Annotated in this window: 7 protein-coding genes and 3 pseudogenes; 8 read left to right on the top strand and 2 right to left on the bottom strand. The window is 60.4% G+C overall.

Annotated features, from left to right (window positions below):
* Positions 1 to 383, bottom strand: a pseudogene (locus tag JWR98_RS20030) (ribonucleotide-diphosphate reductase subunit beta); the annotation flags it as partial.
* Between the two features lie 565 nt (positions 384 to 948).
* Positions 949 to 1,218, bottom strand: coding sequence for a DUF2790 domain-containing protein (locus JWR98_RS20025; protein WP_078734379.1), 270 nt, complete (start codon positions 1,216 to 1,218; stop codon positions 949 to 951).
* A 396-nt stretch (positions 1,219 to 1,614) separates the two neighbouring features.
* On the opposite strand from JWR98_RS20025, the gene acs reads away from it, so the two are divergent.
* The 8 genes and pseudogenes from acs (at position 1,615) to JWR98_RS19985 (ending at position 10,962) form a co-directional block, all read left to right on the top strand.
* Complete coding sequence (acs, locus tag JWR98_RS20020) at positions 1,615 to 3,570, top strand: acetate--CoA ligase (protein ID WP_078734378.1); 1,956 nt, start codon at positions 1,615 to 1,617, stop codon at positions 3,568 to 3,570.
* 632 nt (positions 3,571 to 4,202) lie between these two features.
* Complete coding sequence (locus JWR98_RS20015) at positions 4,203 to 4,988, top strand: ABC transporter substrate-binding protein (protein WP_003175663.1); 786 nt, start codon at positions 4,203 to 4,205, stop codon at positions 4,986 to 4,988.
* Between the two features lie 92 nt (positions 4,989 to 5,080).
* Entirely contained in the window at positions 5,081 to 5,770 is a 690-nt protein-coding gene (locus JWR98_RS20010; RefSeq protein ID WP_003175662.1) for an ABC transporter permease, read from the top strand.
* Positions 5,767 to 6,465 carry an ABC transporter permease gene (locus JWR98_RS20005; RefSeq protein WP_078734377.1) on the top strand — a complete coding sequence of 233 codons (699 nt, stop codon included), beginning with the start codon at positions 5,767 to 5,769 and terminating at the stop codon, positions 6,463 to 6,465. The genes JWR98_RS20010 and JWR98_RS20005 overlap by 4 nt, the downstream gene beginning before the upstream one ends.
* 1 nt (position 6,466) lies before the next feature.
* Positions 6,467 to 7,578, top strand: a pseudogene (locus JWR98_RS20000) (succinylglutamate desuccinylase/aspartoacylase family protein).
* Positions 7,579 to 7,605: 27 nt separating this feature from the next.
* Positions 7,606 to 8,370: an ABC transporter ATP-binding protein gene (locus JWR98_RS19995; RefSeq protein WP_003175659.1), complete on the top strand. Its 765-nt coding sequence runs from the start codon at positions 7,606 to 7,608 to the stop codon at positions 8,368 to 8,370.
* A gap of 146 nt (positions 8,371 to 8,516) precedes the next feature.
* Positions 8,517 to 9,497 (top strand): transcriptional regulator ArgR, encoded by a 981-nt coding sequence (gene argR / locus JWR98_RS19990; RefSeq protein ID WP_003175658.1) that lies wholly within the window; start codon positions 8,517 to 8,519, stop codon positions 9,495 to 9,497.
* Between the two features lie 245 nt (positions 9,498 to 9,742).
* Positions 9,743 to 10,962 (top strand): annotated as a pseudogene (locus JWR98_RS19985) (aspartate aminotransferase family protein).
* The last annotated feature ends 51 nt before the right edge of the window (positions 10,963 to 11,013 follow it).

Here is an 11,013-nt window from a genome sequence, read left to right as displayed (position 1 = left end):
TCGGCGGTCATGTTGACCTCTTGCGGCATCCAGTGGTTGGCGCAGCCGTCGAGGTACTTCTGCCAGGCCCAGTCGTATTTGAAGGGCACGAGTTGGTTGAGGTCGGCGCGGCAGTTGATCATGCGTTTTTCGTCGACGGCGACGCGGGCGGAGGCGCCTTCGAGTTCGGCGAGGCCTTCGGCGACGTCGAGTTTGTCGAGGGCGGCCTTGGCGCGCACGATGGCGGCCGAATCACTGGCGGTGACGGCGCGGGCTTCGATGGCGGCAGCGGCGCCGGCACCGTCGAGGCGGTCCATGTTGGCTTCGCTGGCGTGGCCGGCGTTGGCGCCTTTGGCGGTTACTTCGCCTTCTTCTTCTTTGTCGAATTCGTCCCAGCTCAGCATGACGTGTCGTCTCCTGCGTGAGGGCTCAAAGGTGCCCGTGTGAAACCGGATGGTTGGGTGTTCACACGGCCCAGGGCCGCGGTGGATCTTAAGGAATCGTTTGTTGCAGCAGCTCGCGCAGGCAAATAAACGGAAATGGCGTAGCGGGTCCTGCATGAGGCTTGAGGGGCGCAGCGGTAGGTGCAAGCTCGCGCGCAGGCCTCAGGTCCGGCGCTTCGTCCCTGTGTAAAGGGATATTGCAGGCCCGATTTACCCGCGCATTATAGGGAAAAATTCGGATTTGTGTTGTGGCGGATGGTCACGTGGGGACACCAAAATAGCGTGGTTTTCGGTCAAAGCGTGTGTTTGCAAGGCTTTGCTGGGATTGGATTTTTTTGACGGGCGGTGAGAGGTTTTTTGTAGGGGGAGGGCAGGGGCGCAGGTAGGGCTTTACTAAGGTGGGTGTGGCGGCTGACGTTATCGGGAGCAAGCCCCCTCCCACAGTTTGATCGTGGTGTGTCGGGAGTCGGGCCTTTGCCGCAAGAACGATTTCTTGCGGCGAATAAGCTTCCAGCTTGAAAACTGTTTATCCGTTAGAGCAACCATCGCCCATCACGTGATAATTGAGAACATGGCGCTGGCCTTGGGAATCTTCATATTCCATCTTCACCGGTACAACTTCACAGACATTCGGAACATTGCTCATGGATATAACTTTGGCGACGTCCAGATGGGTGCTGTAGGTGTAATCCTCAACAATCGGCGCATTCTGGCCGGCCAGTTCGGTGGGGGCTTCGTCGGCCAGGGCGGCGGTTGCACACAGGCTGCTCAGGGCCATCACTACTAACGCTTTCATTTCTCTATTGACCTTCTTCAGGGCGAAAGGGGTCACGGGGCCCTTATGAGGCCGCGTGCGTAACTTAAAAGTTGGGAAGTTCGGATTAACGTTGCCTTCGTGGGGGCTGTTGCGTTGTTAATCTCAGTGCCGGTTGGCGGAATCGATTTTAGGCGTGCGGGTTATATTCATATACCCGTGGTTTTGATAAACACTTTTGGCGGTTTTTGTAACAATCCTGTGGTAAAGGTTTTTTCACACATTGGCAAAGCGCCGCAGGCGCGGGCCAGAGGGGCAAAGGAGGATGTCGGGGTAATTTGTAGGGGCTTGTTACTACCATCGTCGAATGGTTCTATAGGCCAGCCCCGGCTACAACAGGGCCATACAAAAACAACGATTGTCACCGAGGTAAGAAAGATGAGTGCGGCTTCCCTGTACCCCGTTCGCCCCGAAGTAGCAGCCAACACGCTGACCGATGAGGCGACCTACAAGGCCATGTACCAGCAGTCGGTGGTCAACCCCGACGGTTTCTGGCGTGAGCAAGCCAAGCGCCTTGACTGGGTCAAGCCTTTCACCGCGGTCAAGCAGACGTCTTTCGATGACCACCATGTCGACATCAAGTGGTTCGCCGATGGCACCCTGAACGTTTCCTACAACTGCCTGGACCGTCACCTCGCCGAGCGTGGCGACCAGGCAGCGATCATCTGGGAGGGCGATGACCCTGCCCAAAGCCGCACCATCACCTACCGCGAGCTGCACGAAGAAGTCTGCAAGTTCGCCAACGCCCTGCGTGGCCAGGATGTGCATCGCGGCGACGTGGTGACTATCTATATGCCAATGATCCCCGAAGCCGTGGTTGCCATGCTGGCGTGTGCCCGCATCGGTGCGATCCACTCGGTGGTATTCGGCGGTTTCTCGCCGGAGGCCCTGGCCGGTCGCATCATTGACTGTAAGTCGAAGGTGGTGATCACCGCCGACGAAGGTGTTCGCGCCGGTAAGAAGATTCCGCTCAAGGCCAACGTCGACGACGCCCTGACCAACCCGGAAACCAGCAGCATCCAGAAAGTCATCGTGTGCAAGCGCACCAATGGCGCGATCAAGTGGAACCAGCATCGCGACATCTGGTACGAAGACCTGATGAAAGTGGCGGGCACCGTGTGTGCGCCCAAAGAGATGGGCGCCGAAGAAGCGCTGTTCATCCTCTATACCTCTGGCTCCACCGGCAAGCCCAAAGGCGTGCAGCACACCACCGGCGGCTACCTGTTGTATGCGGCCCTGACCCACGAGCGTGTGTTTGACTACCGTCCGGGCGAAATCTACTGGTGCACCGCCGACGTCGGTTGGGTCACCGGCCACACCTATATCGTCTACGGCCCGCTGGCCAATGGCGCGACCACGCTGCTGTTCGAAGGCGTGCCGAACTACCCGGACATCACCCGGGTGGGCAAGATCGTCGACAAGCACAAGGTCAACATCCTCTACACCGCGCCGACCGCGATCCGCGCGATGATGGCGTCGGGCACTGCCGCTTGCGAAGGCGTGGATGGCAGCAGCCTGCGCCTGCTGGGTTCGGTGGGTGAGCCGATTAACCCCGAGGCGTGGGACTGGTACTACAAGAATGTCGGCCAATCCCGTTGCCCGATTGTCGACACCTGGTGGCAAACCGAAACCGGCGGCAACATGATGAGCCCGCTGCCGGGCGCCCATGCGCTCAAGCCGGGTTCGGCGGCGCGGCCGTTCTTTGGCGTGGTGCCGGCGTTGGTGGACAACCTGGGCAACCTGATCGAAGGCGCCGCCGAAGGCAACCTGGTGATCCTCGATTCGTGGCCGGGCCAGGCGCGTACGCTGTATGGCGACCATGACCGTTTCGTCGACACCTACTTCAAGACCTTCCGTGGCATGTACTTCACCGGCGACGGTGCGCGTCGTGACGAGGACGGTTACTACTGGATCACGGGCCGTGTGGATGACGTGTTGAACGTGTCCGGCCACCGCATGGGCACCGCCGAGATCGAAAGCGCCATGGTTGCCCACCCGAAAGTCGCCGAAGCGGCGGTGGTGGGTGTACCGCACGACATCAAGGGCCAGGGCATCTATGTGTATGTCACTCTCAAAAATGGTGAAGAGCCGAACGAGGCGCTGCGTCTGGAGCTGAAGAACTGGGTGCGCAAGGAGATCGGGCCGATTGCTTCGCCGGATGTGATCCAGTGGGCGCCGGGCTTGCCGAAGACGCGTTCGGGCAAGATCATGCGGCGGATTCTGCGCAAGATTGCTACGGCTGAGTATGACGGGTTGGGGGATATCTCCACCTTGGCCGACCCGGGTGTGGTGGCGCATTTGATTGAAACGCACAAGACCATGAACGTCGCGTAAGGCGGGGTAGGTGGGACAAAGCCCCATTCGGTGTGAGCCGGGTGGGGCTTTTTTATGATCTCTCAAAACCACTGAGGATCCCATGTGTGGGCTTGCCCCCTCCCACAGGTTGACCGCATTGCATGGCGGAAATCGAAGGTGGGCTGACCGGATTGGATCTCCCGCAGTCCAATAAATATCGGTTTATCACGCAGGAGGTTTCTGAATGTTACCGAGCGGCGCAAATGTGTAACCCGTCGCCCAAATATGAGGCAAAGGGCTACGCTCACACCCCTGGAAACCGCTTTTTAGACATCCCCTGAAATAAGATTAAACGCCACACTTGCCGTGCCAGAAGGCTTTGCGAATAATAGGCCCGCAATTTGCAGTGTCTACAGGTTTACTGTCTTTTGTCTCTGCATAAATCTCAGAGGCTGTCAATGAGCTGGAACTGCTTTCTCGGTGCTTCTGTAAATTGTTGTCGCATTGAGGAAATATCGGCTTCCGGCCTGTCGTTAGAATGCCGATCACTCGCTCGTCGTCTCCAGTGTTGAACTGGCGTAGGACGCAGCACCGCTATTCGGTTTCACCTTCGCCGCATCGTGGGCCATGGCTCATACTGCTGTTTTGCCCTATACCGATGGAGTCCCAAGATGAAGAAACTCGTGCTGTTGGGCGCCCTGGCGCTGTCCGTGCTGTCCATGCAGGTCTTTGCTGAAGGCAAGCCTCTGAAAATTGGTATCGAGGCGGCTTACCCTCCGTTTGCCTCCAAGGCGCCGGATGGCAGCATCGTCGGTTTTGACTACGACATCGGCAACGCCCTGTGCAAGCAGATGGACGTGAAGTGCACCTGGGTCGAGCAGGAATTCGACGGCCTGATCCCTGCGTTGAAAGTACGCAAGATCGACGCGATCCTGTCCTCGATGTCCATCACGGAAGACCGCAAGAAGTCCGTCGACTTCACCAACCGTTACTACCTGAGCCCGGCGCGCCTGGTGATGAAGGAAGGCACCACCGTCAGCGACAGCCTGGATGAATTGAAGGGCAAGAAGATCGGCGTGCAACGCGGTTCGATCCATGACCGTTTCGCCAAGGAAGTGCTGGCTCCGAAGGGCGCTACCGTCGTTCCTTACAGCACCCAGAACGAAATCTACCTGGACGTGGAAGCCGGTCGCCTCGACGGCACCGTGGCCGACGCCACGCTGCTGCAGGACGGTTTCCTGAAAACCGACGCAGGCAAAGGCTACGCGTTTGTAGGCCCGTCGTTCACCGACGCCAAATACTTCGGTGACGGCATCGGCATCGCGGTACGCAAGGGCGACAAGGAAAACCTGGACCGCATCAACGCCGCTATCGCCGCGATCCGTGCCAACGGCGAGTACAAGAAAATCCAGGACAAGTACTTCGACTTCGATATTTACGGCGCTGACGCCAAGTAAATCGTCGCAGCTGTCTGTGCAAAATGGCGCAAGCAACAGAACACTCTGAAGTTTGCGCCATTTTTTCATCCCCCTTTTCGAGGACCTGAATCATGTTGAAAGGCTACGGGGCCGTCATCCTCGATGGCGCATGGTTGACGCTTCAGCTCGCCTTGTCGTCCATGGCCTTGGCCATTGTTCTGGGTCTGATCGGGGTCGCGTTACGCCTGTCGCCGGTGCGCTGGCTGGCCTGGCTGGGTGACTTGTACTCCACGGTGATCCGCGGGATCCCCGACCTGGTGCTGATCCTGTTGATTTTCTACGGTGGTCAGGACCTGCTCAACCGCGTCGCGCCGATGCTCGGCTACGACGACTATATCGATTTGAACCCCTTGGCCGCCGGTATCGGCACCCTGGGTTTCATCTTTGGCGCCTACCTGTCGGAAACCTTCCGCGGCGCCTTCATGGCCATTCCCAAGGGCCAGGCCGAAGCGGGCCTGGCGTATGGCATGAGCGGTTTCCAGGTGTTTTTCCGGGTGATGGTGCCGCAGATGATTCGGCTGGCGATCCCTGGTTTCACCAACAACTGGCTGGTACTGACCAAGGCCACCGCGCTGATTTCGGTGGTGGGCCTGCAAGACATGATGTTCAAGGCCAAGCAGGCGGCAGACGCCACCCGCGAGCCTTTTACCTTCTTCCTCGCAGTGGCGGCGATGTACCTGGTGATCACCAGCGTGTCGTTGCTGGCGTTGCGTCATCTTGAGAAGCGCTACTCGGTAGGCGTAAGGGCGGCTGATCTATGATCTTCGACTACAACGTCATCTGGGCGTCCATGCCGCTGTACCTCGACGGCCTGCTGACCACCCTGAAACTGCTCGCCATCTCGCTGTTCTTCGGCCTGCTCGCCGCCTTGCCCCTGGGCTTGATGCGCGTGTCCAAGCAGCCGATCGTCAATGGCGCGGCGTGGCTCTACACCTACGTGATCCGCGGCACGCCGATGCTGGTGCAGCTGTTTTTGATCTACTACGGCCTGGCGCAGTTCGAAGCGGTGCGTGAAAGCTTCCTGTGGCCGCTGCTGTCCAGCGCCACGTTCTGTGCGTGCCTGGCCTTTGCGATCAACACCAGCGCCTACACCGCCGAGATCATCGCCGGCAGCCTCAAGGCCACGCCCAATGGCGAGATCGAAGCGGCCAAGGCCATGGGCATGTCGCGTTACAAGCTGTACCGCCGCATCCTGCTGCCGTCGGCCCTGCGCCGCGCGCTGCCGCAATACAGCAACGAAGTGATCATGATGCTGCAGACCACCAGCCTGGCCTCCATCGTTACCCTGATCGACATCACTGGTGCGGCGCGCACGGTGAACGCGCAGTTCTATCTGCCGTTCGAGGCCTACATCACCGCCGGTGCGTTTTACCTGTGCCTGACCTTTATCCTGGTGCGCCTGTTCAAGTTGGCCGAGCGCCGCTGGCTGAGCTACCTGGCTCCACGGAAGCATTGAGATGGAACGTATCGATCACCTGTTGCCCTGGGGTCACCTGGGCTGCGAACGCCAGCTGAGTGTGTTTCGCTTTGGCAGCGGCGAGCGCAAGGCCTATATCCAGGCCAGCCTGCACGCCGATGAACTGCCCGGCATGCGCGCCGCCTGGGAGCTGAAAAAACGCCTCACCGAGCTGGAACAGCAAGGCGCGCTCAACGGCGTGATCGAGCTGGTGCCGGTGGCTAACCCGATGGGCTTGGGTCAGTTGCTGCAAGGCAGCCACCAGGGGCGTTTCGAGGTGGGCAGCGGCAAGAATTTCAACCGCGATTTCGTCGAGTTGAGCGAACCGGTCGCGGCGCTGCTGGACGGCAAGCTGGGCGATGATGCCCACGCCAATGTGCGCATGATTCGCCAGGCCATGAGCGACGCGCTCACCGCGCTGCCGCGCCGAGCAGCCAGTTGCAAGGTATGCAACGCATCCTGCTGAGCCACGCCTGCACCGCCGACGTGGTGCTTGACCTGCACTGTGACGCCGAAGCCGCACTGCACATGTACGCATTGCCTCAGCACTGGCCGCAATGGCGTTCGCTGTCGGCGCATTTGAATGTGAAGGTCGGCCTGCTGGCGGAAGACTCCGGCGGCAGTTCGTTTGATGAAGCGTGCTCGCTGCCGTGGTTGCGGCTGTCGCGCAGGTTCCCCGAGGCGCAAATCCCGCTGGCGTGCCTGGCCACGACCCTCGAATTGGGCGGCCAGGCCGACACCGGCCGCGATGAAGCGATCTTCCACGCCGAGGGCATCCTCGCGTTCCTCGCCGAGCAGGGCCTGATCAAGGGCGAATGGCCGGCGCCGCGGTTTGAGCCGTGCGAAGGCCTGCCGTTCGAAGGCACCGAGTTGCTGTTCGCGCCTCACGCCGGGGTGATCAGCTACCTGCGTAAAGCCGGCGACTGGGTTGAGAAGGGCGAAGCGATTTTTGAAGTGATTGACCCCCTGGAAGACCGCGTGAGCATTCTGTGCGCGGGCACCTCGGGGGTGTTGTTTGCCGTTGAACGGCTACGTTATGCCCAAGCGGGTTTTTGGCTGGCCAAGGTGGCGGGGCGCGACGCGCTGCGACACGGGCGCTTGCTCAACGACTGACCACCTGTTTTTGTGAGAACCGACCGCATGTACAAGCTTGAAGTCCAAGACCTGCATAAACGCTATGGCAGTCATGAAGTGCTCAAAGGCGTGTCCCTGGCCGCCGCGGCCGGTGATGTGATCAGCATCATCGGTTCCAGCGGTTCGGGCAAAAGTACCTTTTTGCGCTGCATCAACCTGCTGGAGCAACCTCACGCCGGCAAGATTCTGCTCAACAACGAAGAGCTGAAACTGGTCGCCAACAAAGACGGCGCGCTGAAGGCCGCCGATCCTAAACAGCTGCAGCGCATGCGCTCGCGCCTGTCCATGGTGTTCCAGCATTTCAACCTGTGGTCGCACATGACCGCGCTGGAAAACGTGATGGAAGCCCCCGTGCACGTGCTGGGCGTGTCCAAGAAAGAAGCCCGCGAAAAGGCCGAGCACTACCTGGCCAAGGTCGGCGTGGGCCATCGTAAGGATGCGTTCCCTGGCCACATGTCCGGCGGCGAGCAACAGCGCGTGGCGATCGCCCGTGCCCTGGCGATGGAACCGGAGGTGATGCTGTTCGATGAACCCACCTCGGCGCTCGACCCGGAACTGGTCGGTGAGGTGCTCAAGGTGATGCAGGACCTGGCCCAGGAAGGCCGCACCATGGTGGTGGTGACCCACGAAATGGGCTTTGCCCGTGAAGTGTCCAACCAGTTGGTGTTCCTGCACAAAGGCATTGTTGAAGAGCGCGGCAACCCGAGGGAAGTGCTGGTCAATCCCCAATCCGAGCGGTTGCAGCAGTTCCTCTCCGGCAGCTTGAAATAGCCCTTTCCTGTTGGCGCTGCTTTATGTGGGAGGGGGCAGGCCCCGCTCCCACATTTGGATCTTCATCGTTTTTGAGATTTGTGCTGGTTTACCGGCTAGCATTGGCCTTTGTCTTCATTACCGTTACTCGCTTCGGATAGCCCTCCATGACCGCCCATAAAATTGGTTTCCTGATTTGGCCCAGCACAAAAGCACTCACGCTTGCGCTGGCTGAGGAGGCCTTGCGCGTTGCTCAGCGGGTGCATCCGGAGGTGATCTACGAGTTGTCGTTTTTGCTCGCCGAGCCGGCCACCGATGGCGCCTGGCAACTGCCGGGCGAGCCTTGGGCCGGCAAGCTGGAAGGGTTCCAGAAGCTGTTCCTGCTGGCGGACGAACCGCCGACCGTGATCGCCTCGCAACTGAGCTCTGCCCTCAAGCAACTGGTGCGCGCCGGTTGTGTGATCGGCGGTTTGTCGGCGGGTGTGTACCCGCTGGCCCAGCTCGGTCTGCTCGATGGCTACCGCGCCGCCGTGCACTGGCGCTGGCAGGACGATTTTGCCGAGCGCTTCCCCAAGGTCATCGCTACCAGCCACCTGTTCGACTGGGACCGTGATCGTTTGACCGCCTGCGGCGGCATGTCGGTGCTCGACTTGCTGCTGGCGGTACTCGCCCGTGATCACGGCGCCGAACTGGCCGGCGCGGTGTCGGAGGAGCTGGTGGTGGAGCGCATCCGCGAAGGCGGCGAGCGTCAGCGCATCCCGCTGCAAAATCGCCTGGGTTCCAGCCATCCGAAGCTGACCCAGGCGGTGCTGTTGATGGAGGCGAATATCGAAGAGCCGCTGACCACCGACGAAATCGCCCAGCACGTGTGCGTGTCGCGACGACAGCTTGAAAGGATCTTCAAGCAGTACCTCAACCGCGTCCCCAGCCAGTACTACCTGGAACTGCGCCTGAACAAGGCGCGCCAGATGCTCATGCAAACCAGCAAGTCGATCATCCAGATCGGTTTGTCATGCGGCTTTTCCTCGGGGCCGCACTTTTCCAGCGCCTACCGCAACTTCTTCGGCGCCACCCCGCGTGAAGACCGCAACCAGCGGCGCAGCAGCAGCCCGTTTGAACTGTCCTCGGTGCCGTCCGAGCGCGGCTGAGAATTTGCATGCGTGCGTTGCTGTCGCGATAGCGCAAAATTCCTACGGCGCTGCCGCAAATCCCTGTCATCCGTTTAAACTGCGCCATTGCGATGCTATATGTCGCATTGGCGTAAACCCGTGTAAAACCTGGGTTTGCGCTATAAGAAGTTGTCGCTTGGCGGCAAGGCCGCGCTGAAAACTGTCCTTACAATCCCTGCATCGCCCGCCAGTTCCAGGCAGGCGTTCCTCTTCAGGAGACTCCGATGTCCGTTGAGCAAGCCCCGGTGCAACGTGCCGATTTCGACCAGGTCATGGTTCCCAACTACGCCCCTGCCGCGTTCATTCCTGTGCGTGGCGCAGGTCCCGCGTGTGGGACCAGGCGGGTCGCGAGCTGATCGACTTTGCCGGCGGCATCGCGGTCAACGTGTTGGGCCACGCCCACCCGGCGCTGGTCGGTGCACTGACCGAACAGGCCAACAAGCTCTGGCACGTCTCCAACGTCTTCACCAATGAGCCGGCCCTGCGCCTGGCCCATAAGCTGATCGACGCCACCTTTGCCGAGCGCGTGTTCTTCTGCAACTCCGGCGCCGAGGCCAACGAGGCCGCGTTCAAGCTGGCCCGTCGCGTGGCGTTCGACCGTTTCGGCACCGAGAAGTACGAGATCATCGCTGCGCTGAACAGCTTCCACGGCCGCACCCTGTTCACCGTCAACGTCGGTGGCCAGTCCAAATATTCCGACGGTTTCGGCCCGAAAATCACCGGCATTACCCACGTGCCGTATAACGATCTGGCTGCGCTCAAAGCCGCCGTGTCGGACAAGACCTGTGCGGTCGTGCTGGAGCCGATCCAGGGCGAGGGCGGTGTCCTGCCGGCCGAACTGGCCTACCTGCAAGGTGCCCGCGAGCTGTGCGACGCCAACGACGCGCTGCTGGTATTCGACGAAGTGCAGACCGGCATGGGCCGCAGCGGCCATCTGTTTGCCTACCAGCATTACGGCGTGACGCCGGACATCCTCACCAGCGCCAAGAGCCTGGGCGGTGGTTTCCCGATCGCCGCCATGCTGACGACCGAAGTGTTGGCCAAGCACCTGGTGGTGGGCACCCACGGCACCACCTACGGCGGCAACCCGCTGGCGTGCGCGGTGGCTGAAGCCGTGATTGATGTGATCAATACCCCCGAAGTGTTGGCTGGTGTAAAAGCCAAGCACGAGCAGTTCAAGGCGCGCCTGGAACAGATCGGCAAACAGTACGGCATCTTCACCGAAGTGCGTGGCATGGGGCTGTTGATCGGTTGCGTGCTGAGCGATGCGTTCAAAGGCAAGGCCAAGGACGTGTTCAACGCGGCCGAAAAAGAAAACCTGATGATCCTGCAAGCCGGCCCGGACGTGGTGCGTTTCGCGCCGAGCCTGGTGGTGGAAGACGCGGACATCAAGGAAGGCCTGGATCGCTTCGAACGTGCGGTAAAAACGCTGACGCAAGCCTGATACACATTTATGGCCGGACTGTGTCATGTGGGAGGGGGGCTTGCCCCCGAT

The organism is Pseudomonas lactucae (assembly GCF_016937615.1).
GTDB lineage: Bacteria > Pseudomonadota > Gammaproteobacteria > Pseudomonadales > Pseudomonadaceae > Aquipseudomonas > Aquipseudomonas lactucae.
This window is presented reverse-complemented; position numbering and strand designations above follow the sequence as displayed.

Excerpts from the sequence above, each read along its gene's own strand:
- argR (WP_003175658.1), top strand. The coding sequence starts at position 8,517 with ATGACCGCCCATAAAATTGGTTTCCTGATTTGGCCCAGCACAAAAGCA.
- acs (WP_078734378.1), top strand. The coding sequence starts at position 1,615 with ATGAGTGCGGCTTCCCTGTACCCCGTTCGCCCCGAAGTAGCAGCCAAC.
- JWR98_RS20015 (WP_003175663.1), top strand. The coding sequence starts at position 4,203 with ATGAAGAAACTCGTGCTGTTGGGCGCCCTGGCGCTGTCCGTGCTGTCC.
- JWR98_RS20010 (WP_003175662.1), top strand. The coding sequence starts at position 5,081 with ATGTTGAAAGGCTACGGGGCCGTCATCCTCGATGGCGCATGGTTGACG.
- JWR98_RS20005 (WP_078734377.1), top strand. The coding sequence starts at position 5,767 with ATGATCTTCGACTACAACGTCATCTGGGCGTCCATGCCGCTGTACCTC.
- JWR98_RS20025 (WP_078734379.1), bottom strand. The coding sequence starts at position 1,218 with ATGAAAGCGTTAGTAGTGATGGCCCTGAGCAGCCTGTGTGCAACCGCC.
- JWR98_RS19995 (WP_003175659.1), top strand. The coding sequence starts at position 7,606 with ATGTACAAGCTTGAAGTCCAAGACCTGCATAAACGCTATGGCAGTCAT.